The organism is Geodermatophilus sp. URMC 65 (assembly GCF_053502545.1).
Genome location: NZ_CP199954.1, coordinates 1296586 through 1318372 on the forward strand (window position 1 = coordinate 1296586; position 21787 = coordinate 1318372).

The 21787-nt window shown below is 75.4% G+C and carries 21 protein-coding genes; 9 read left to right on the forward strand and 12 right to left on the reverse strand.

The genetic code is table 11. The features are described 5' to 3' along the window. Positions 1–133: 133 nt before the first annotated feature. Positions 134–1114 carry a patatin-like phospholipase family protein gene (locus ACWIX7_RS06165; protein ID WP_448620670.1) on the forward strand — a complete coding sequence of 327 codons (981 nt, stop codon included), beginning with the start codon at positions 134–136 and terminating at the stop codon, positions 1112–1114. Here ACWIX7_RS06165 and ACWIX7_RS06170 read toward each other — a convergent pair. The 6 genes from ACWIX7_RS06170 to ACWIX7_RS06195 form a co-directional block, all read right to left on the reverse strand. After that, on the reverse strand, positions 1091–1822 hold the full coding sequence (locus ACWIX7_RS06170; protein ID WP_448620671.1) for a GDSL-type esterase/lipase family protein: 732 nt from the start codon (positions 1820–1822) through the stop codon (positions 1091–1093). The two genes, ACWIX7_RS06165 and ACWIX7_RS06170, sit on opposite strands and share 24 nt — an antisense overlap. Next, complete coding sequence (locus ACWIX7_RS06175; protein WP_448620672.1) at positions 1819–2925, reverse strand: glycosyltransferase; 1107 nt, start codon at positions 2923–2925, stop codon at positions 1819–1821. The genes ACWIX7_RS06170 and ACWIX7_RS06175 overlap by 4 nt, the downstream gene beginning before the upstream one ends. An 11-nt stretch (positions 2926–2936) precedes the next feature. Continuing rightward, positions 2937–4064 (reverse strand): glycosyltransferase family 4 protein, encoded by a 1128-nt coding sequence (locus ACWIX7_RS06180; protein WP_448620673.1) that lies wholly within the window; start codon positions 4062–4064, stop codon positions 2937–2939. A 123-nt stretch (positions 4065–4187) separates the two neighbouring features. After that, a complete protein-coding gene (locus tag ACWIX7_RS06185) occupies positions 4188–4409 on the reverse strand; it encodes a three-helix bundle dimerization domain-containing protein (protein WP_448620674.1) in 222 nt (73 codons plus the stop codon). Positions 4410–4597: 188 nt separating this feature from the next. Further along, positions 4598–4726 carry a hypothetical protein gene (locus tag ACWIX7_RS06190; RefSeq protein ID WP_448620675.1) on the reverse strand — a complete coding sequence of 43 codons (129 nt, stop codon included), beginning with the start codon at positions 4724–4726 and terminating at the stop codon, positions 4598–4600. Between the two features lie 88 nt (positions 4727–4814). Continuing rightward, on the reverse strand, positions 4815–9146 hold the full coding sequence (locus ACWIX7_RS06195; protein ID WP_448620676.1) for an HAD-IC family P-type ATPase: 4332 nt from the start codon (positions 9144–9146) through the stop codon (positions 4815–4817). Positions 9147–9873: 727 nt separating this feature from the next. Between ACWIX7_RS06195 and ACWIX7_RS06200 the strand changes: the two genes are divergently transcribed. After that, the gene (locus ACWIX7_RS06200) at positions 9874–10101 is read left to right on the forward strand and encodes a hypothetical protein (protein ID WP_448620677.1); all 228 of its coding nucleotides are present in this window, start codon (positions 9874–9876) and stop codon (positions 10099–10101) included. Between the two features lie 78 nt (positions 10102–10179). Here the strand turns inward: ACWIX7_RS06200 and ACWIX7_RS06205 are convergent, their stop codons facing one another. Then, positions 10180–10701, reverse strand: a complete 522-nt coding sequence (locus ACWIX7_RS06205) for a hypothetical protein (protein WP_448620678.1) — start codon at positions 10699–10701, stop codon at positions 10180–10182. A gap of 488 nt (positions 10702–11189) precedes the next feature. On the opposite strand from ACWIX7_RS06205, the gene ACWIX7_RS06210 reads away from it, so the two are divergent. From ACWIX7_RS06210 to ACWIX7_RS06235, 6 genes are all read left to right on the forward strand, one after another. Beyond that, on the forward strand, positions 11190–11789 hold the full coding sequence (locus tag ACWIX7_RS06210) for a hypothetical protein (protein WP_448620679.1): 600 nt from the start codon (positions 11190–11192) through the stop codon (positions 11787–11789). Between the two features lie 372 nt (positions 11790–12161). After that, positions 12162–12596, forward strand: a complete 435-nt coding sequence (locus ACWIX7_RS06215; protein WP_448620680.1) for a hypothetical protein — start codon at positions 12162–12164, stop codon at positions 12594–12596. 787 nt (positions 12597–13383) lie between these two features. Beyond that, positions 13384–14130, forward strand: a complete 747-nt coding sequence (locus ACWIX7_RS06220; protein WP_448620681.1) for a DUF2182 domain-containing protein — start codon at positions 13384–13386, stop codon at positions 14128–14130. An 11-nt stretch (positions 14131–14141) separates the two neighbouring features. Then, positions 14142–14615: a DUF1326 domain-containing protein gene (locus ACWIX7_RS06225; protein ID WP_448620682.1), complete on the forward strand. Its 474-nt coding sequence runs from the start codon at positions 14142–14144 to the stop codon at positions 14613–14615. 130 nt (positions 14616–14745) lie between these two features. After that, complete coding sequence (locus ACWIX7_RS06230) at positions 14746–15573, forward strand: helix-turn-helix domain-containing protein (RefSeq protein WP_448620683.1); 828 nt, start codon at positions 14746–14748, stop codon at positions 15571–15573. Beyond that, positions 15570–15986: a VOC family protein gene (locus tag ACWIX7_RS06235; protein ID WP_448620684.1), complete on the forward strand. Its 417-nt coding sequence runs from the start codon at positions 15570–15572 to the stop codon at positions 15984–15986. Before ACWIX7_RS06230 ends, ACWIX7_RS06235 begins: the two co-directional genes overlap by 4 nt. Here ACWIX7_RS06235 and ACWIX7_RS06240 read toward each other — a convergent pair. From ACWIX7_RS06240 to ACWIX7_RS06260, 5 genes are all read right to left on the reverse strand, one after another. Next, on the reverse strand, positions 15971–16687 hold the full coding sequence (locus ACWIX7_RS06240; protein WP_448620685.1) for a hypothetical protein: 717 nt from the start codon (positions 16685–16687) through the stop codon (positions 15971–15973). The genes ACWIX7_RS06235 and ACWIX7_RS06240 overlap by 16 nt on opposite strands. Further along, entirely contained in the window at positions 16684–16854 is a 171-nt protein-coding gene (locus tag ACWIX7_RS06245) for a hypothetical protein (RefSeq protein WP_448620686.1), read from the reverse strand. Before ACWIX7_RS06245 ends, ACWIX7_RS06240 begins: the two co-directional genes overlap by 4 nt. 76 nt (positions 16855–16930) lie before the next feature. Beyond that, positions 16931–18775 (reverse strand): potassium channel family protein, encoded by a 1845-nt coding sequence (locus ACWIX7_RS06250; protein WP_448620687.1) that lies wholly within the window; start codon positions 18773–18775, stop codon positions 16931–16933. A gap of 13 nt (positions 18776–18788) precedes the next feature. After that, positions 18789–19175, reverse strand: a complete 387-nt coding sequence (locus ACWIX7_RS06255) for a DUF6394 family protein (RefSeq protein WP_448620688.1) — start codon at positions 19173–19175, stop codon at positions 18789–18791. Between the two features lie 69 nt (positions 19176–19244). Further along, positions 19245–19868: a TetR/AcrR family transcriptional regulator gene (locus ACWIX7_RS06260; RefSeq protein WP_448620689.1), complete on the reverse strand. Its 624-nt coding sequence runs from the start codon at positions 19866–19868 to the stop codon at positions 19245–19247. Between the two features lie 724 nt (positions 19869–20592). Between ACWIX7_RS06260 and ACWIX7_RS06265 the strand changes: the two genes are divergently transcribed. Beyond that, on the forward strand, positions 20593–21723 hold the full coding sequence (locus ACWIX7_RS06265) for an FAD-dependent oxidoreductase (protein ID WP_448620690.1): 1131 nt from the start codon (positions 20593–20595) through the stop codon (positions 21721–21723). Positions 21724–21787: the final 64 nt, after the last annotated feature.

Sequence of the window (21787 nt, forward strand, 5' to 3'; positions counted from 1 at the left end):
TCAGCTGCTGCCCACCGGCTGCGGCCGGGCCTCGATGGTCGTCGCCGCCGGCCAACGCGGTCCTCGGTGACACGTCGCGGAGTGGCTTCCGCGGCCCTGCGCTCGGATCTCCCGCGTGGGGCAACATGACGGGATGTCCCCGCGCACCCACCTGGTCCTCGGCGGTGGTGCCGCGATGGGCGCCTTCCAGGCGGGGGCGCTGCTGGCCCTGTTCGAAGCCGGGCTGCAGGCGGACCTGCTGCACGGCAGCTCCGTCGGGGCGTTGAACGCGGCCTTCCTGGCGATGCGTCCGGACCTCGACCAGGGGCGGGAGCTGGCCCGGTGGTGGGGGGAACCCTCGATGATGGGGGTGCTCCGCCCCGGCTGGCTCCCGCGGCTGCGTGGCCTGACGGGCTCCGTGCGACGTGGCGGCGCCCTGGTGGACACCGGGCCCCTTCGGCGCCTGATCGAGCGTCACGTCCAGGCGGAGGACCTCTCGGAGCTGGCCGTGCCGGTCACCGTGACGACGACGTGCCTGGACTGCGGTGCCGCACGGCACCACGACGAGGGCGGCCTCACCGACGTGGTGCTGGCGAGCTGCGCACTGCCGGGGATCTTCCGGCCGGTCCGGCTTGCGGACGGTCATCTGCACGTCGACGGCGGCATCCTCGACGGCGTCCCGATCAGCGCCGCGCTGCAGATGGCGGCGCCGGAGGACCGCATCCTCGTCCTCGACTGCGGCCTGGCGCCGGTCACCGGGCGGGTGGACGTCTGTGCCGCCGCGTCCGACGTCCTGGCCGGCCAGGTCTGCGGAGTGCCGGTCGAGCCGGGCCTGCCGCCCTACGTGCCGCCGGTGGAGAGCGGCTTCGGCGCGCTGGACACCGTGCTGCGGGCCTTCACCGTGGCGCGTGCCGCGGCCAACCGCGGCGCCGTGCGCGAGGCCCTGGACGACCCCCGGGTGCACGTCGTCCCGCACGTCGCCGATGCGTGGGCGGCCGGGCTGCTGGAGGTGCTGCCGACCGGGCCGCGTGACGTGAGCCGGTCTGAGGATCTGCTGCGCGCAGGTCGGGCGGTCACGGAGCGGTGGTTGGCGGGGCAGTCCTGGGTCGGGTCAGCGGCGACCGAGCCCCGCTGACGCGATGGGGGCGCCGATCTCGCGGAGGTGTCCGGCCGCGTAGGGCAGGCCGTGCCGGACTGCCCACCAGCCGCGAGCGCTCCGCGAGGAGCCGCGCGGCACGACCACCTCGCCGACGGGTGTCACGGGATGACGGCCGGCGGCACCCAGGGCCTCGATCGCGGCGGCGGCCATCCCGTGGTGTCCGGCCGGGCTGGGGTGGATGCGGTCGACCGACCAACCGCCCGGCCGGCCGAGCGCCGGGACCACGCGGAGGGCGAGCACGCGCACACCCGGCCAGCGGGCCGCCTCGTCGACGGCGGTGTTCACCTGCTCGATCCTCCGTCGGGTGGCTCGCGCCACCCGGGCAGGGAGAGGCAACAGCGCCGCCGCGTCGTGCAGGCGTCCGAGCAGGACGTCGTTGGCCCGGCTGCGCAGCGCGGCCACGGTGTCGAGGAGGTCCGCACCGACCGTCGCCGCGTCGAAGCCGGACCGGGCGACGTCGTTCAGCCCGACCAGCAACGTGGCGACGTCGACGCCACCCGGCACCAGGGGGAGCTGATCGGTGCGGACGTCGGCGACCCGGGCACCGGGCACGGCCAGCCGCACGAGTCGCCCGGCGGGGAGGGCGCGGGCCAGCAGCGCGACCCAGGTGTTCTCGGGATCGACCCGGACGCCCACCCCCTCACCGCAGGTGACGCTGTCCCCCAGGGCGACGACGAGGGTCACGCCGCGCACGGCCTTCCGAACTCGTGCACGTGGAGGAAGCCGCGCACGGTGTCCGCCCAGGAGAACTCCTCGGCCCGGGCGCGGGCGGCGCGCCGGCGGTGCGCCTCCGGAATGGCCAGCAGGTCTTGCACCGCGTCGGCGAACGCAGCGCCGTCACCGGCGGCCGGCCGGCCGGCGTGCGGCCCGAGAACGCCCGGGAGCGCCGATCGCGCGTCCGCCACGACCGAGGTCCCGCAGGCGAGGGCCTCCAGTGCGGCCAGGCCGAAGGTCTCGATCGGCCCCGGAGCGAGGACGACGTCGGCGTCGGCGAGCAGGCCCGCCAAGCGGGCTCGGTCGGCGACGAAACCGAGCCACTCCACCGGCAGGTCCCGCGCAGCCGCCTGCAGTCGCGGCCGGAGCGGGCCGTCGCCGGCGACGACCAACCGGGCGGCCACCCCACGACGAAGCAGTTCACGCAGGGTGGAGAGCGCCGCCTCGGGGTGCTTCTCGCGGGAGAGGCGGCTGGCCAGGACCAGCAGCACGTCGCTCCGTGACGCGGCCGTCCCGTCGTCCACACGCCGGTCGGTGCGGGCGCGGAAGGCGGCGGTGTCGACGGCGAGCGGGACCAGCGCGAGGTTCGGCACCTGCAGCCGCCGGAACTCCTCCGCGGCCCAGTCCGTGGTGCACACGACGGTGTCGAAGTGCCGGGCGAGGGCGGCGTTGGAGCGGTCCGCCAGCACGGTCAGGGGCAGCCGGGCGGGCAGCCACTGGCCGAGCCAGCGGTCCAGCCGCTCGTGGCTGACGACGAGCGACGGCACCCCGCGGGCGCGGCTCCACCGTCCCAGGCCGCGCAGCGTCGTCCGGTCGTGCACCTCCAGGGCGTCCGGCGCGAGCCGGTCGAGTGCCCGCCGCAGACCGCTGCGGTCGAGCAGGAGGCGGTACCCCGTGGACCCGAGAGCGGGCGACCGCAGCACGACCTGCCGGCCCCAGGGGGTCCCGACCGCGTCGTCGATGGCCCCCGGTATGACCTGCACGACCTCGTGGCCGTGGTCGGCGTATCCCTCGGCCAGGTGGCGCAGCGTGGTGCGCAGACCGCCCGACGTCGGGGACACGAAGTTGGCCACCTGGACGATCCTCACGCCGCGGCCCGGTCGTGCGGGCTCTGCGCCTCGGCGATGACGTCGCGGTAGTGCGCGACGAGCTCCTGCCCGACGGCCTCCCAGGTGCGTCCTTCGACAGAGCGCCGGGCCTCCTCTCCCATGCGCCGGCGGAGCGCGGGCTGCTGCTGCAGGGTGCGCACGCACTCGGCCAGCTCCCCTGCGGAACCCGGTGCGAACAGCAGCCCGTTCTCTCCGGGCCACACCAGGTCGAGCAGACCGCCGGCGGCGGGCGCCACGACCGGGATCCCGCTGGCCAGAGCCTCCTGGGCGGCCTGGCAGAACGTCTCGTGCGGGCCGGTGTGCGTGAAGACGTCGAGGGAGGCGTACGCCGCGGCGAGACGGTCGCCGGTCAGCACCCCCGTGAACAGGGCCCGGTGCAGCTGGCGCTCCAGCTGGCGCCGCTGCGGGCCGTCCCCGACCACGACGAGCCGGACGCCGGGGAGGTCCTGGACGGCGGTGAGCAGGCCCAGGTCCTTCTCGTGCGCCAGCCGACCCACGTAGCCGACGACCAGCTGCCCGCCGGACCCCCACGCCTCCCGTAGGGACTCCTCGCGCCGGTCCGGCCGGAAGCGCTCCACATCCACCCCCCGGCCCCAGCGGACGACGCGTTCGATCCCGTGGGCCTGGAGCTGGCGGACCGCGGCCCGGCTGGGGGCCAGGGTCCGCGCCGCGGCCGCGTGCACCCTGACCAGCCGGCGCCACACCATCGACTCGGCCAGCCCCAGCCGATAGCGGCCGGCGTAGGCGGCCAGGTCGGTCTGGTACACCGCCACGCACGGGATGCCGAGCTCCGCGGCCGCGGTCGCGCCCTGCGCGCCCAGCACGGCCGGGGACGCCAGGTGCACGACGTCCGGACCGAACCGGTGCAGGGTCGCAGTCATGGCCGGGAAGGGCAGCGCCACCCGGAAGTCCCGGTACCCCGGCACCGGGCAGGCCGACGTCCGGACGACGGGCACGCCGCACCACTCCGCCGGGCCGGGGCCGGGGGCGATGACCAGGACGTCGTGACCGTGCCGGGTGAGCTGCTCGCAGACCCGCAGGACGGAGTTGGTGACGCCGTTGACCTGCGGGAGGAAGGACTCGCTGATGATCGCCGCGCGCACGCAGGCAGCGTGCCCGCACCCGGGTGCCCCCCCGCCGGACTACGGGCAGCGGTCGGCTGAACCTGTCGCGAAATGGCGGCGACCCAGCGGGGAACGCCGTCCCTGAGCGCCTGTCCGCGGCGGTCAGCCCGCCTGGTCGTCGACGGTTCTTCTCCGGAGCTGGTCGGCCGAGGCCCGTTCGACGAGCAACGGCATGAACTCGCGGATCGGCCGGCCGTCCAGCCGCTGCCTCTCTGCCCACACGATCCCGGACACGACCTCGGCCGGCACCTCCGGGAACCGGTCCGTCAGCCGGCGAAGTACCTCTTCGAGGGCCCGTAGCTCGTCTTCGGCGTGCCGCGACATGTCTCTCCGTCCGTTCGAGGCGTGGGCAGATCAGGGCTGCCGCGCGTTCTCACGGTCGAGCCGTCCGTGCTGCCGATCGGGCACGAAGCCCGGCTCGCGGTGCGACTTCAGGCGGTGGGTCAGGTGGTGGTCCGGTGAGGGTGCGCTCGGCGGCGACCGACGGCGACTCCGACGGCCGCGGCAGCCGGTCACTCGAGGATGTCGAGCGCGGCCCGTCCGGCGAGGCCGCCCCAGTGCATGACGGCGTCCGGACGGCGTGCCGTGGACGCGGTGTCGTCGGCCACCGCCTCGACCTCCTCCACCCGCAGGATGGCCATGCGCCCTGCCGTCCGGACGAGATCGGTGGTGTCGGGGGCGGGGCCCGGAGCAGCTGTGGTATCCGCCGCGGACTGGCTACCGGTCCCGTCAAGCGGCGACCGATCCGCTGTCCTGCTCCCAGTTCGGGATGGCGTCGGTGTGGGGCTCCTGTCCGGCGAGGAGGGCTGGGAAGAGCCTCGGTAGGACGGCCGACGTGACCGTGGCCGCGGTCGAGCACGCCAGGACGATGGCCCAGGACAGGGGGCCGAGCGGCGTGCAGCCGAACAGCTGGCTGGCCCCCGGCAGCTGGATGGTGGCCGCCAGGACTCCCGCCGATCCGAGGCCGGTGGCCAGGACGAGCGGGTTGCGGCCGCCCAGCAGCAGGGTCTGCCCCAGCTCGGCCCCGACCAGGGTGGCCAGGGCGACCGTGCTGGCTCGCCGCCCGGTCCCGGTGCGGCGGGCGATGAGCCAGGCCGCCAACGCGCCGGCGCTGGTGACGGTGCCGCGGAGCCCGATGTCGCGCAGCAGCGGCGCCCCCAGCGACGGCGGCTCGGCGGCCAGCAGGGTCCGTCGGTCCCCGGCCTCCCTGGGTGTCGGCGCCAGCGCCAGCGCCATCGACGGGAGCAGGTCGGTGAACATGTTCACCACCAGGAACTGGCGCGTGCTGATCGGCGCCCGGCCGGCCAGCGCGGTGCCGAGGAGGGTGAAGAGGATCTCGCCGGCGTTCCCGCCGAGCAGGACCGCCACCCCGTCCCGGACCCGTCGCCACATCGCCCGTCCCTCGACGAGTGCGTCGAGAAGCAGGCTGACGTCCGGCTCGGTGAGGACGAGGTCAGCTGCGCTGCGGGCCGAGGTGGACCCCTTCGCCTCCATGCCGATGCCCACGTCGGCCATCCGGATCGCCGCGGCGTCGTTGGCGCCGTCGCCCACCATCGCCACGACCCGGCCGCTCTTCCGTAGCGCGTCGACGACCTGCAGCTTCTGCTCCGGGGACACCCGGGCGAAGACCGACGCGCGGGCGACGCGGCGCACCCGCTCCGGTTCCTCGAGGTCCACCAGGTCGGGTCCGGTGACCAGCCCGTCGGCGGGGATGCCCAGGCCCTGGGCGACGGCGCGTGCGGTGACCGGGTGGTCGCCGGTGATCATCACGGCTTGAAGGCCGACCTCGCGGAGGCCGGCGACGGTGTCCGCCGCCTGGGGCCGCGGGGTGTCGGCGATGCCGATGAACCCCAGGAGGGTCAGGTCACCGATCGCGGAGACGTGGTCGGCGCTCAATGCGCCCTCGACCACGCCGTTCGCGTTGCGGCGGGCCACGGCCAGGACACGCAACCCCTGGACGGCCAGGGAGTGCACGGTCGCGGCGGCGCACTCCCGCTCGGAGCGGTCCAGCGGCCGCTTCCCGTCGTTGTCACGGACGTAGCCGCATCGGGGCAACAGCACCTCGGGAGCGCCCTTGAGCACGAGACGGGCCTTGCGCGACGTCCGGCCGAGAACGGCCGAGAACCCGCGCTCGCTGTGGAACGGCACCTCGACCAGTTCCTCCCAGGCCCGGTCGAGGTCGTCGCCGAGGACGGCGCGGGCCGAGTCGAGCACCGCCTGGTCGGTGGCGTGGGCCAGCGGCTGGCCGTTGGCCTGCGGCCCGGCCTGCGCGGCCGCGCGCAGCACACGGCGCGCTCGCGGGTCCTCCGGCGCCCACTCACCGTCGAACCCCGCCACCCGGACCAGGCGGAGCCGGCCCTCGGTGAGCGTGCCGGTCTTGTCGAAGCAGACCGTGTCGACCCGGCCGAGTGCCTCCACCGTCCGCGACGCCCGCACGAGCACGCCCCGTCCGGAGAGCCTCCTCGCCGCACCGAGCTGGGCGACCGTGGCCATGAGCGGCAGCCCCTCCGGGACGGCGGCGACGGCGACGCCGACGCCGGAGGCCACGGCGGTGCGCAGCGGGCTCCTCCGGAGCAGCGCCAGAGCCGTGACCGCCGCGCCGCCCAGCAGGGTGACCGGCAGCCCCCGGCTGGTCAGCTCCTCCAGCCGGCTCTGGATGCCCTCCGGCCCCGCCGCACGACCAGCCAGGGCCAGCGCCCGACCGGCCTCGGTGGCGGCGCCCACGGCCACCACCAGAGCGCGCCCGGTCCCCGCGACCACGGTGGTGCCCTCGTAGACCATGCAGGCCCGGTCCGGCAGCTCCGCGCCCGGGGTGGCCCCCACCTGCTTGCCGACCGCGGTGGACTCCCCGGTCAGCGTGGCCTCGTCCACCTCCAGGTCCTGTACGGCCAGCAGCCTGGCGTCGGCCGGGACGACATCCCCGGCCTGCAGGTCGATGACGTGGCCCGCGCGCAGAGCCGTGGCCGGCAGGCGCTGTGGCGCCCCGCCCCCGACCCGCGCCACGACCCGGGCGGAGAGCCGCTGCCCCTGGAGGAGCTCGCGCAGCGCACGGTCGGCGCGCATCCGTTGTGCGCCACTGATCGCCGCGCTGCCGGTGAGCACACCGGAGACGAGGAGCGCGTCGCTCGGTGAGCCGATGACCGCCGACGCCGCGGCCCCGGTGGCCAGCACCGGGGTCAGCGGATCGGCCAACTCTGCCCGGATGTTGGCCACCAGCGCGACGAGCGACCGCGCCGAGCGGCGGACCGGCGACCCATCGTGCTCGTCATCGCCCGCGGTGACCACCCCGGTGTCCGGTTCGGGCAGGCGGTCGAGCACCTCCTCGGGCTCCAGCGCGTGCCAGGGGGTGTGCCACACCGGGATGGGATCAGGCATCCGGGCGACCGACCGGGCGCCCTGCACGCCGGAGAGCATCGCGCCGGCTGCCGCCAGCGTCACCGGCCAGACGGCACGGCCGTCCCGCCCGCGGCGGCCGACGGCGAGGAGGAGGCCGCTGAGGAAGGTCGCCCCGGCCGCCACGCGTACCCCGCGCTCGCTCACCTCGCGCGCGGCGGATGCGGCGGCCAGCAGCCGAGGCATCTCCTCCAGCCCCGGGCCGATGAGCAGATCGGCGCCCCACGGCACCGGACCGGCCGCCGGCACCAGGCCGATGCCCACATCCGCCGCACCCAGGGCCGCCCGGTCCGTGCCGACCACGACGACGACCTCGCCATCGGTCTGCAGTCGACACACCTCCCGGCGCAACCACGTCGCGTTCCCCGTTCCGTCCCGCAGGACCTGGTCCGCCCGGCTGGCCAGGTGTGCGGCCGCGGGGTCCTCGGTCAGGACCAGCCGCAGGCCCGCGTCCCGGACCGCCGCCAGCACCGCGTCGGTGAGCGGGTCGAGCTCGCGGCCGACCAGGACCTCCCCCACCGTCCGGCCGTGCACGCTCAGCGCCCGGAGCGCCACCGCACCACCGCCGGCCGCAGACGCCGCCCCCGGTGCGTCCTCGAGCGGTACGAGCACCTCGTTGCGAGGCCGCCGATCCGGCCCGGCGTCAGCGTGGAGGAGCCGCTGAGCGTGCCGCCAGACCCGCTCCGTCGTCCAGTCGTCGACCGTCGACCGTGCCTCCACCACCAGCGGACGTGCGCCGTGCAGGAGCGTGCTCTGCACGACCACGCAGGTCACCCTGTCCAGTCGGCGCAGCGCCTGCGGGGCGACGACCAGGATCCCGCGGGAGCTCAACTCGACTCCGAGTTGATCGGCAAAGGCCTCCCGCGCTGCATGGGCCGATCGGGGGACGCCGGCGAGGAGCGCTCGGCCGGCGAGGTCGGGACTGCGCGTGGCCGCCAGCACCCCACCGGCTGCCAGCAGGGAGCCGGTGGCGGCGCGCTGGGTGAGGCGCTCGACCGGGCCGGGAGGCAGCGGCACGGGCCGCGCCTCGGCCGCCTCCGCTCCAGGACGCGGCGGACGGTGCCGGCCGAGGAGGTCCGGCTCGCGATCCGCCCAGGTCGCGCGTCGGGCGCGCTCCGCGCGGAGGGTCTGGCTGCGCTGGGCGACGTCGACGAGGAGGGCGGGCGCGCTGAGCGTCAGCCCGCTGGCGACGACCCCGGCGAGGGCCAGGGCTCGGTCGGCACCGGCATCCCCGAGACGGTCGACGAGCTGTTGGCGCAGCCACGGCTGCTGGTCGACGAGCGCGACCAATCCGGCGGCCCCGGTCGGCAGGCCCGGGACCCGCGCCAGGCGCGCGACGGCCACCGCAGCCAGTGCCACGAGGTCGGCCACGAGCGGTACCTCGACGTCCGGGGCGCCCGGCAGCGCTGGCTCGGACCGGGGGTGCTTGCGGGCTCCGTCGCCCGCGGCTCCCGGCTCGTCCGACGAGGCAGTGGGATGGGTCTGCGGCGCGGCGAGCACCCGCTCCTCTGCCGCGCTCACCACCCGTGCGACCTCCGCGAGGGTGCACCTCTCGCGGTCGTAGCGCACGGCCAGCACGGACGTCGTCGGGTCCACGAGCGCGCGGACGACCCCGTCGTGTGCGGCGACCGTCTCCTGCACCGCTGCGGCCGCGACCCCGCGCTCCACGCCGGCACGGTCGAGACCCCGGACCTCCAACAGCGCCCGATCCCCCACCGCCCAGACGGTCCGGTCGGTGCCCCCAGCAGCACCGGCGGACGTGGCCGCACGAACGGCTGTCGGCAGCGCGGTGGCCTCCCGAGCGACCCGCACCGGCACGGCCGCCGCTGCTCGCGTGAGTCGCCAGGATCCGCGCACCAGCGCAGGCGCCAACTCGAGCACCGTCGTCACACCGGCCTCCTCCCGGCCGCGTGGAACGTCGGTGACCGGCGCCCGCGCCGCTCGACGGGCAGCCGCCGGGTCGCGGCCGCAGAGGGTGACGATCCTGCCACCGTCGAGCGGCGGCAACTGGGGGTGTCAGGCCTGGGCGGCGCCCATCGCGCGCCGGATGGCAGTCAGCACCAGGCCCAACAGGACAGCACCCAACGCCTCGGCCAGGACAGAGAGCAGGATCTCCGACACGGTGTTCCTCCCGATTGGTCCGGAGCCTCGACTGTCGACCCGGAAGACAGCCGGAGGTCGTCCATGGGGTGTCGTGTCGGTGAACGACAGGCCATCCCCGGACCGGTGTCCTCCGGGAGGTGTCGGCTCACCGTGCGAGCGCACTCCCGTCGTCGGGGTGCACACGAGCCGGCAGTGGGGTCCACCGAGTGCCGGGATCGGGGCCGCACGCGGGCGATCCCTCCTCGACGCCGCTCGCCGACCGCTGCGCGGCTCCTGCTGACATGCACCGACGATGGCGGCACCCCAGGGCGTCGCCGACCGTGCGGCCGGCATCGCGGGTGCAGTTGCCGAGGTCGACCGGCCCCTGCGGGTGGCAGCCGCCCGGCTGCGCGCAGCCGGACTCTCGGTCGCGATCTCCCGCACCCAGGCGATGGAGCGCACGCCACCGCCCGGTGAGGCGCCGGTGCTCGATGTAGCCGCACGGGTCGAGAACCCACCGACGCCATGCGCTCAGTCGTGAGAAGGGATCGCTCCCGAGCATGTCCCTGGTCTCATGGCCGGCGGCAGGCCGGGTCGACACTGCCGCCGGCCACGAGTCTCAGCGGAGCGGGACCAGCTCCCGAGCACTGCCGCTGACCGTGAGAGCGAGGCGCCGGCTGACCCGCAGCCCCTGGTCGGCGAGGGAGTACGTCGCCTCGATCACGTCCTCGGGCCGCACCAGTGCCGCCGGGATGATGCTGCGGAGGATCGTGGTGACGCTGTGCACGACGCCGGCCACGGCGTCCTCGCTGTTGCGCGCGGCGTCGGCCAGCTGACGACGCGCCCGCTCCTGCTGCTCACGGGCCAGCTGCTCCTGCAGCTCGGACCGGGCGTCGGTGAGCATCCTTCCGACGCGGGCCTCGTCGCCACCGTCCGACTCGTTCTCGACGAGTTGTCGTGCGACGTGCAGGCGGACCTCCTGCGTCAGGTCCCCCTGCGCGCGCGCCAGATCGGCGAGCTCAGCCGGTGCCGAAGCAGCCTGACTGCCGTTGGGATCCTCGGCGCGCTCCTGCCCGTTGTCGCGGCGGTTCTTCGCCCCCGAGGTCTGCGCGGTGGACTCGTTGGTCGTGGAACTGGTCATCGGTGTCCTCCAGGGTGGGTCCGTGTGTGGACCGACCCAGCGTCCGTGCTGCAGGTGAACCGGATACGGGGGGACGGTGCCCGGCGCGCGAGCCGCCGCCGAACAGCTGCCGACGGACCATCTCGAGCGACACGTCCTCGCGCACAGGGCGGGGTTGGTGACTGACCTGGAATCCCTGACTGCCAGGGCGTAGTAGGGGCTCGCTGGGCTCCCTGCGACTTCGCGGCCACAGGTCGAGGTCGAGCAACGTCTGGTGAACGTCACCTCGCCGGTGTGGTTGCCGCCCGACGCGGCCGGCCGCATCGGTGTGCCCACACGGCAGGAGCTGACCCGTTGAGCGGGCTGCACGACGCCCCGGCAACCTCAGCGCGGTCTCTGGCCCTCAGCTCCGGACTCGTCACTGACAGCCAACGAGGCGCGGGGGTGTCCGCCCCGCAACAGTGGGGTGCGTCACGCGGAGGCGTATCTCGACGGCGTAGCGTCCGCACGTGCCCGACCTCCGACAGCGGGGGCTGCACGATGCGGCCACCGCCCATCCCCTCATCGCGGCCGCCCGCGACCTCGCCCACGATCTGCTCGGTCGCCTGGACGGCCGATGGCGGCACACCCAGGGCGTCGCTCGCGCCGCCGCCGCCGCCACGGCCGCGGTGCCGGCGGAGGACCGGCCGGTGCTCCTGGCAGCCGCGTGGCTGCACGACATCGGCTACGCCGCACCGCTACGACGCTCGGGGTTCCACCCGCTCGACGGCGCCTGGCACCTGCAGGAGGACCACTGGCCAGAGCCGTTCGCCGGGTTGGTGGCCCACCACTCGGCCGCCGGGTTGGTCGCCGCGGTGCGCGGGTTCGCCGACCAGATGACGTGCTTCCCGGCCGTCCGCTACGCCTGGGGCCCGCTGGCCGACGCGCTGACCTTCGCCGATCAGACCACCGGCCCCGACGGCGAGGTCATGGAGGTCGAGGACCGACTTGCCGACATGCTGCGCCGGCACGGCCCGGACAGCCCGAACGCGAGGGCTCACTCACAGCGGGCCCCGGCCATCCGCGCCGCGGTCCACCGCACCCAGCAGCGCCTCCGCGCGGCAACCTGACCAGCTCATCCGCCGCGGGGCACGACGCCGCGTGGAGCAGCCACGGCACCGCCTCGGGGCGTCCGGTGGCGGCACACACGAATGGGTTCACACGGTCGCGGCCGGGCGTCCATGCTCGGTTCATCTCCCCGCGCCGAGGAGGCGACCATGCCGACCGCAGCCCGCCGCACCACCACTACGGGCACCCCCAAGACCAACACCGCGACGACCGGGACCGCCACCGACCGACCAGCCGGTTCCGCCCTCACGAGCACGCCCGGCGAGACCCAGGGCGGGCAGCGGACGACCGGCGGGGAGAGGGCTCGCAGCGGAGCAGCCGCTGGGACCGGAACCGCCACGAGACAGCGGCCGACCGGTTCCGCCCTCACGTACGTGGCCGGCGCCCCCGTGGGCCCCGAGCAGGCCACCGGCAGGCAACCGGCGGCCCGCAGCGGGCCGGCCGGTCGGACCGGCACCGCCACGACCCAGCGGCCGGCCACCGCTGCTGCCACGAGCACCCCCGGCGCGACCCCGACCACGGACCAGGTCGCCGAGCAGGCCCAGCGGATGGCGCGCGCCACAGTCGAGAAGGTCGCCGCCCTCGGGTCGGGTGTCGCCCACTCGGCGCGGACGGTCGTCACGCTGCCGGCGACCGCGACCGTCGCCGTGGTCGACGACGTCGTCTCCGCCGTCCGCCGACCCGATGCCGTGCTGTACGGCGGCGCCCTGGTCGGCCTGGCCGCCTTCGGCATCCTCGAGTGGCCGGTGGCCGCCGCCGTCGGGGTGGGCGTCGCGGTCGCCAGCGGCGTACGACGCGCCCGCACCTGACAGCGGCATCAGGACGCGCTGCCGCCGGGTGACGATTCCCGGCGGCACGCCGCAGCTACCGGGGCAGCTGCAGCTGCACCGGCGGCCCCCCTCGAAGGCACAGGAGCCCGGGCAGCGCCTCCGTCCGATCACCCCGTCGACGCGGTCCGGTTCCTCGTCCGCCAGCTCACGCAGGAGCTGCGGTCCATGCCGCTGCTCGAGGGGGCAGGTGGCAGTCAGCGCACAGTCGCAGCTGTTCACAGCCGCCGGCCCAGCGGGCGGTTCTCATCGAGTACTCGAGCCCGCCGGTGATGTGGCCAGGCGCCGATCACCGACGGGCTGTGAAGTCACTGCACGGGTGCTGAGAAGTCGCCCGGCGTGGCCCACCCCAGCACGGTGAGCGCGAAGTCGAACAGCAGGGCGGGGTCCTCCGAGCTGGTCGTGGCCGGGAGGGCGCGCAGTCGTAGCAGCCCTCTCGTTCTGTCAACATTCAACGGCGATCGGCTTGTGCGATTTCTTGACCAGCGGGTTCGGGGTTCGGGTCCCTGATGGCGCACCCCCGGGCTCGCCTCTCCCGGTCCCCGGGCCGGTCCGACGCCCCGACGCGGCCCTCGGGCACAGGAGACCCACACCCCGGTCGGTGGCCGACCCCGAGGCGGAGGGTCCCGGGAACGGAGGTGTGGTGGTCCCGCGCTCCTCGCGGATGTGGGCCGGGGCGACGCGGATGTGGGCCGGGGCGACGACCCCGCAGGAGGCGGCCTTGTCGGGCTACCGGGGACGGGGCTAGCGTTCGATCCCCGAGCCCGGGGTGACCACGAACCCCGCACCGCCGACACCGGGCCGCACCGGCCGTCTCGCGCAGGACCGGCTCCTCATCGCCGTCCTGCCGGCGGTCGCCGCCGCCTGTTGGTGGTTCATGCTCCGGTCGGACATGGCCATGGACGCTGTGCTGGCCGGCTTCCTGCTCGCTTGGCTGGCGATGATGGCCGCGATGATGCTGCCGGCGGTGCTGCCCGCCGTCCGGCTGTACGCGCGGGCGAGCGCGCGCACCGCGGCACCGACGCCGTTCTTCCTCGCCGGTTACCTCCTGGTGTGGACCTCCCTCGGGGTACCGGCGTACCTGGCGTGGCGGGTGGTCTCACCGGCCGTCATGGACGGCGAGGCCTGGGCCGGCCGCGTCGCCGGGGCGGCGCTGCTGGTGGCCGCCGCGCACCAGCTCAGCCCGCTCAAGGACGTCTGCCTGTCCCGGTGCCGTACGCCGCTGGGGATGTTCATGCGGGCTCGCGGGAACCTGCGCAACCCGCTCACCGCGGTGCGGCTGGGAGCCGGTCATGCCGCGTACTGCGTGGGCTGCTGCTGGGCCTTCATGCTCGTCCTGGTCGCGGTCGGGGTGATGGAGCCGCTGGGGATGGCGGGCGTGGCCGGGTTGATCTTCGCGGAGAAGGTCCTGCCGTTCGGCGAGCGCGTCGTCCGGCCGGCGGCCCTCCTGCTCGCCGCGGGAGGACTGCTCCTGCTCGTCGCACCGCACCTCCTGTCCACCCTCACCACCGCCTGAGAGGCACCACCATGACCGCCACCGTGCCGGACAGCGCCAACCGGACCAGCTACCGGCTGCGCGGCGTCGGATACGAGTTCTGCAACTGCAAGCCCGGTTGCACCTGCAACTCCAGCGGCTTCCCCAGCTCCTCGGACAACAGCTGCAAGGCGATGGTCGCCAACGTCATAAGCGAGGGCCGTTCCGGCGACGTCGACCTGAGCGGGGTCACCGCGGTCGCCCTCCTCGACTGGCCGAAGGCCATCCACGACGGGAACGGCCGTGCCGTCTTCGTCGTCACGCCGGAGACGACCGACGAGCAGATCGGCGAGCTCGCCAACATCTACTCCGGGGCCTACGGCGGGCTGCCGTGGGAGATCCTCGGCTCGACGTTCCAGGTCAGCGGCCTGGTCAAGGCCCCGATCACGATCGAGGCCGAGGGGTTGGACCTGTCCTTCCAGGACACCAACTGGATCCTCTACGAGTTCGACTGGTCCAACTCCTAGGGCAGGCGTCCGGAGGCCGGCCGGCCGGAGGAGGACGGCTCCCGGACGGGGGTCGGCGGGCTCCCCGGCTGGCCCGCCGAGCGGCAGGATGGCGCCGTCCACCGGCCGCCGAGCGGGGGAGGTCCGACCCGTGTCCCTCGTGCGCCACGTCGTCCCGGCGCCGCTGCGCCCGTTCGTCGCGGCGGCACACGGCTACCGCTCCCCCGCTCTGCCGACGGGGCTGCACCGCGGGCTGCCCTCCCGCCACCTGACGCTGGTCGTCGAGCTGGCCGCACCGCTGCGGGTCAGCGGCACCGGCCCCGCCGTGGCCGCGCACGCCGTGCTCGGGGGCCTGCACACCCGGCCGGCGCTCATCGACGCCACCCGGCCCCAGGAAGGCCTCCAGTACGCCCTCACCCCACTGGCCGCGGCTGGCCTCCTCGGGCTGCCGGCGGCCGAGCTCGCCGAGCGCACCGTCGACCTGGCCGACGTCCTCGGCCGGCCGGCGGACCGGCTCGTGGACGACCTGGCCGCGGCTCCCGGCTGGGCCGAGCGGTTCACCCGGCTCGACGCGGCGCTGCTCGACCGGCTCTGCGGGGACGTCGCGCCGGTACCACCCGAGGTGCGCGAGGCCTGGCGCGTGCTGCACCGCAGCGCCGGCCGCTGCCGGGTCGAGGACCTGGCAGCGCACGTCGGCTGGAGCCGGCGCCACCTGAGCGAGCAGTTCCGGCTGGTCACCGGCGTCCCGCCCAAGCAGGCGGCGCGGATCGCCCGGTTCGAGGCCACCCGCCGGCTGCTGCTCGACCCGCGGCGTCCGCCGCTGGCCGAGGTCGCCGTCCGGTGCGGCTACGCCGACCAGCCGCACCTGGCCCGGGAGTGGCGGGCGCTGGCCGGGTGCAGCGTCGGCACGTGGCTGCGCGAGGAGCTCCCGTTCGTCCAAGACAGCGCCCCGGCCGAGGGGGCATCCTCCCCGGCATGACCGATGTGAGGACGACCACCGCCCCTGCTCCCACCGTCTGGCCGAGCGTCGGCTTCACCGACGTCGACGCCGGCGTCCGCTTCCTCACCGAGGGACTCGGCTTCACCGTCACCGCCTGCTACCGCGACGAGGACGGCACCGTCGCGCACGCCGAGGCACGCTGGCCGGACGGCGGGGGCGTCATGTTCGGCACCCGCGGCAAGCCCGGTGACTGGGGCGCCCTCGGACCCCAGGGCGTCTACGTCGTCGCGGCCGAGCCGGCCACCGTCGACGCCGCCTGGGAGCGCGTCCGCGGCATGGCCGGGGTCGAGGTGCTGCAGGAGCTGCACGACACCGACTACGGCTCGCACGAGTTCGGCGTCCGCGACGCCGACGGCAACCTCTGGACGGTCGGCACCTACCGCGGCGCCTGACCGGGCGGCGGCGAGGCCCGGCACACCAGCCAGACGAGGGTCGCCTGCCACAGCACGAAGCAGGCGAGCGCACCGAGCCACCCCGCCGGGGTGATGCCGAGGAGCACCGGCCGCGGGACCACGGCGACCGAGCACAGCACCAGGACGCCGGCCAGCCACACGGCCAGCGCGGTCCAGCGGTAGCGCGGCGCCCGGCTGGGGCGGACGGCGACGCCGAGGGCCGACAGGTCCTCGGGCGGGTGCCGGCGCAGCATCCGCCGCCGCGACCGGTACACGAGCACCCCGGGGTAGCGCTCGGCCAGCAGCCGCTCGCAGCGGCGGCGACGTCGGCGGGAGAGCCGAGCGCGGCGAGGGAGGCTGACGGCCTGGACGCGGGCCGCGGCGGCGCGGAAGCCGGTGTCGCCGAGGACGATCCGGCCGCGGGCGGCGACCACCGCGGTCACGTCCCCCCAGCCGGTCCCCAGGCCGGTGTGGCTGGGGTGGTACCAGCCGTAGAGGCCGCAGCCGCACCCGCGCGCCGGCGGCAGGTGCCCGTCGTCCACCATGCAGCGGGCGTGCTCGACCGGCCAGCTCCAGGGGCCGGCGCCGACGTGCACCGGTGGGCGCAGCCCGTCCTCGGCCAGGCGGAAGCGCCGGTAGCCCTGCAGCTCCCCCGGGACCAGCGCCGGCGGGTCCGCGCCGGGGTCGACCGGGAGGGTCACGCCGGGGCGGGTGCCGCTGGAACGGGTTCGGGGCTCGGCGCGGCCGGGGCCGGGTCGGCCACCGGCTCGCACTCGATCTCCCGGCGTTCGGGGCCGATGTCGCCGGCCACGCAGGGCTCGGCCGCCAGGACGGCTCGGAGTGTCAGCGGTGCGGTCAGCGTGTGCATCTGCGGCTCCTCGCCGTGCGACCCGTGCCGTCAGTGAAGCACCGGCCGAGCCCGCCGGGAGGTGCTCCCGTCGCGGTCAGGACGGCGTGGGCGCGGTCGGCCGCGTCTCCTCGTCAGCGGCCGCTGCCGCCGGGGCGCCGTGGAGCTTCCGCCACAGCCAGCCCGACGGCACCCGGCGGCCGGTCACCAGGTACTCGCGGACCGCGTCGACGACGAGGGTGACCTCCAGCGCCCGCCGGGCGGCCGGCCAGCCGGCGAGCAGCAGCTCGTCCCCGGGTGCCAGGACGCAGTCGGGGCCCGGTGCCAGCGTTGCGTCGTCCCCCCGGAGCAGGAGCAGCGGCACCGCGTGGAGGGGCTCGTCGCGGTTCTCCGGGTTGCGCATCAGATCGCCCAGCCGCGCCTCCCCGGAGGCCAGCCAGGGCGTCAGAGCGGGCGCCTCCCGCTCGGTGAGCCGCACCTTCCACAGCGCCTGGAGGTGCTGCCCGCACAGGGCGGTCAGCCGGTCGACGACGGCCGCGGCCCAGTCGTCCCCCAGCGCCGGCATCTCGCGCAGGAAGCGCCAGAGCAACGGCGTGGAGAGCTGCGCGTACACCTCGTGCGCGACCTCCTCCGTGGGGACGAGCAGCGCGTCGAGTTCCATCGCGGCGAACAGCGGCGCGCTCGCCGGCCGGTTCTGCCGGGCGGTGAGGAATAGGCCCGGGTTCGCCCGGCGGGCGGTCTCCACCAGCGAGAGGTTCGTGATGTCGTTGTCCGTCCCGGCGACGAAGCCCACGGCCTCCTCGAGCCCCACCGCCCTCAGGACGCCGGACTCGTAGCCGCCGGCCACGACGACGTCGTCCACGTCGTCGTGCGGGCTCGGGTCGATGACGGTCACGTCGATGCCCTCGGCGCGCAGGTCCTCGGTGAGCTCCCGGCCCAGCCGGCCGTAGCCGCACACCACCCAGCGGCCGCTGCGCGGCGGCGCGCCCCGCGGCGGCAGCACGGCCCCGGGCCCGCTCTCCAGCCAGGTCAGCAGCTGGTACGACGCCGGCGCCCGCAGCGCCAGCCGCACGTGGTCGCCGAACAGGTCGAAGGGGTTGACCACGCTGGGCGAGCCGAACACCCGCATCCGCTCGGCGATGACGTGGGTTGTCGCGCGCGCGATCACCGGGAGGTCGGGGCGCAGCAGGGCGGTGGTCATGACGACGGCGAGGTTGGCCTCGTCGTCGTCGGTGAGCGCCACGACCGCCTCGCAACAGGGGTGGTCCAGGCCCGCCACCCCGAGGTGCCCGGGGTCCCGGGCGTCGGCGGCCAGCCCGGGGACGTCGCCGTGGTACGACTCGAGCTCCAGTCCGTCGATCCGCTCGTCGTTCCGGTCCAGGACGACGACCCGCCGGCCGAGGGCGTCCATCGAGTGCCCGAGCAGCTCGCCGGCGCGCCCGTAGCCGGCGATGAGCACGAACGGCTCGGACAGCCGGGCGACCCTGCGGGTGAAGCGCTGCAGTGCGAGCGCCGAGCGGAACGCCCGGTCCTGCAGCAGGCCGAGCAACGAGCCGATCGCGTAGGCCCAGCCGACCACCGTGAGGTAGATCGAGATGGTCACCCACATCCGCTGGTTGTAGGTGAACGGGTAGGGGATCTCCCCGAAGCCGATCGTGGTCGCCGTGTAGCTCATGACGTAGATGGCGTCGAAGAAGCCCATGTCCCAGGGGCGGCCCTCGGCGTCCTGCCCGGGGATGAGGGTCAGCCCCAGCACGCTGACCCCGAAGATGGCGATCAGCACGATCAGCGGCGCCCGCATCCGCCGCAGGATCAGGAAGATCGTCTCCGAGGCCCGGTTGGCCGACGCGGCGGCCGCCAGCAGCCGAGCGCGACGGGCCCGCCGCTCCTCTTCCTCGCGCCGGTGGCGGCGCCCCCAGAACGTCAGCAACGGGTTGCCCACGGCGACCTCCGGCTCACCCGCGGTGGAAGGAGACGGTCTCGATCACCAGCAGGACGACGGAGACGACGTTGGCCATCAGAGCGCCACCGGACAGCGACACGACGCTCGCCGTCCACCCCGCGGTCATGCCCGCTGACGAGACGTACTCGGCGTAGCCGTACATCAGGGCGGCCCCGACCAGCTGCAGGCTGGCCACGAGGCTGGTCGCCAGGTGGATCGCGCCGATCTGGGTGCGGTCGCCGAACTTCAGCACGGTCGCGATGAGGTTGACGACGACCGCGGCGAACAACTCGTAGGGGTTGTGCAGCTCGGGGCGGTCGATGTCACCGATGAAGAACCCGAAGTTCAGCGTCGCGGCGAGCAGCACGAAGAACCCGAAGACGACCTTCTCCAGGTTCACGCAGTCCTCCGCCCGCCGCCCCGGCACCCGGGGGTCGGACCACAGCATCGCTGCTGCGGTGCGACCGCGCTACGGACGCTGCAACAGGGGCAGGACGACGCGGTCGACCAGGTCGGTCACCACGGCGTGGTCCAGCGGCCGCCCGGTGACCAGCCAGCGCAGCGCGAGCACCGCCGGGCCGACCTCCGCCGCGATCGACTGCTCGGCTCCGGCGGGGACCTCGCCGCGCTCGACCGCGCGGGCGACGACGGTCTCCCAGGCGGCGTCCCAGTTGGCCAGCGGCAGGCGGCGGCTGCCCTCCTGCAGCACCGGGTCGTCGATGACGGCGCCGAGCAGGCTGCGGATCGCCCGCCCCGAGGGACCGCTGACGAGCTCCACCACCTCGGTCAGGACGGCGACCAGGTCCTCGCGGAGCTTCCCCGTGTCGGGCACCTGCAGCACCGGCGCGCCCACCACCTCCATGACGCTGATCAGCAGCTCGGCCTTGCTCGACCAGCGCCGGTAGATCGTCGCCTTGCCGACCCCGGCGGCCATCGCGACGGCGTCCATCGTCAGGCCGCCGTAGCCGGACCGGCCGAGCACGTCGACCACGGCCGAGGCGATCGCGGCGTCCCGCGACGCGTCGAGTCGGCGCCCTCCGGTCCGCGTGCGGGTCGGGCAGACCGCCTGGGCCGTCTCCTCACACTGTGTCACGGAACGAACGTAACCCGTATTGGGAAACCGTGCAGGACGGAGGGCATCTCCCGTTGCCAGGAACGCCCCGCACCGGGACGGGTACCGTCCGCCACGGGTGTCACGAACCAGCCGGGATCCGGCCGACGCGGCGGGGCCGGCCGCGGTCCCCCGCGGCCGGCCCCGTGCGTTCCCCCTCGACCGGCTCTCCCGTCCCCACGGTCGTGCCGGTCGTCGTGCGACCGGGTGCGCCGTTCCCCCGCGGCGTCCCCCGGCCCGACCGCGATGCACCCTTCCCCCTGGTGCCCCGGTCGTCGTGCCCGGCGGCGTCGTGCCCGGCGGCGTCGTGCCCGGCGGCGTCGTGCCCGGCGGCGTCGTGCCCGGCGGCGTCGTCCCCCTCGACGCCGCCGGTCGATGCGCCGGCGGCTCCGTCCCCCCGTGCGATGGAGACGCCGGCTGTCCTCAGGCCCCGGTCGGGGCCGCTCTCACCGCGCGACGCCCGCGCCCTGGCTGGCGCTGAACACGAAGTCCAGCGAGCTGGTGGCGCCCTCGGTGCTCGTCGTCTCGGTGACACGGAGGACTCTGGCGGTCCATCCGCAGGGCACCCGCCGGACGACCGCAAGAGATCCGCAAGGTGCGCGGAACGGCGTGGCGGGCTCCCCGCACGACACTGCGACGCTCGCGGGCGCCGACCTGGACCGGCCGCGGCCGGAAGCCGGGGGCGCCTGCCGCGGTTGACCCTCACGTGAGCAGGGACGTCGAGGTCGTCGTCATCGGGGCCGGCCAGGCCGGGCTGAGTGCGGCGCACCACCTGGCCCGACTGGGGCTCGACCTCGTCGTCCTCGACGCCGAGGAGCGCGCCGGGGGCGCCTGGCAGCACCGCTGGCCCTCGCTGACGCTGGCCCGCACCCACCACGTGCACGACCTGCCCGGCCTGCCCTTCCCGCCGACGGGGGACGACGTCCCGGCCGCCGACGCGGTCCCCGCCTACTTCGCCGAGTACGAGCGGCACTTCGCCCTGCCGGTGCACCGGCCGGTCCGGGTGCGCGCCGTCCGCCGTGCGCCCGACGACAGCCGCAGTGAGCTCTGCGAGCGAGGAGCGGACCGCGGCGCGGAGTCGGGCCGGAGGGCACGGCCGGACGGCCGCTTCCGCGTCGAGACGTCGGACGGCGACTGGACCGCCGACGCCGTCGTCAACGCCACCGGCACCTGGACCCGGCCGTTCGTGCCGCGCTACCCGGGGCAGGAGGTCTTCCGCGGCCGCCAGCTGACTCCGGTCGACTACCGGGGCGCCGCGGAGTTCGCCGGGCAGTCGGTGGTCGTGGTGGGTGGCGGCGCCTCGGCGGTGCAACTGCTCGGGGAGATCGCCGAGGTCGCCGACACCACCTGGGTGACCCGGCGTCCGCCGGTCTGGCGCGAGGAGCCGTTCGGCTCCGACGAGGGGCGGGCGGCGGTCGCGCTGGTCGAGGACGCCGTCCGCGAGGGCCGCTCCCCCGGCAGCGTCGTCGGCGTCACCGGGCTGGTCGTCACGCCCTGGGTGCGGGAGGCGCGCGCCCGCGGCGTCCTCGACCGGCTGCCGGTGTTCGACCGGCTCACCCCCGACGGCGTGGCGTGGGACGACGGCCGCTCCGTCCGCGCCGACGCCGTCCTGTGGGCCACCGGCTTCCGGGCGGCGCTGGGCCACCTGGCGCCGCTGGGTCTGCGCGGGCCCGGCGGCGGCATCCGGATGGAGGGCACGCACGTGGCCGGGGAGCCGCGGGTGCACCTGGTCGGCTACGGGCCCTCGGCGAGCACGGTGGGCGCCAACCGGGCCGGACGCGAGGCCGCCGTGGCGCTGCGCCGGCTGCTGCACCCCGAGGCCGCCCGCGCGGCCTGAGCCGGTCCCCACCCCCCGTCGAGATCGCGCGATCTCGCACCGATGCCCGGCTCGAGGCATGCGA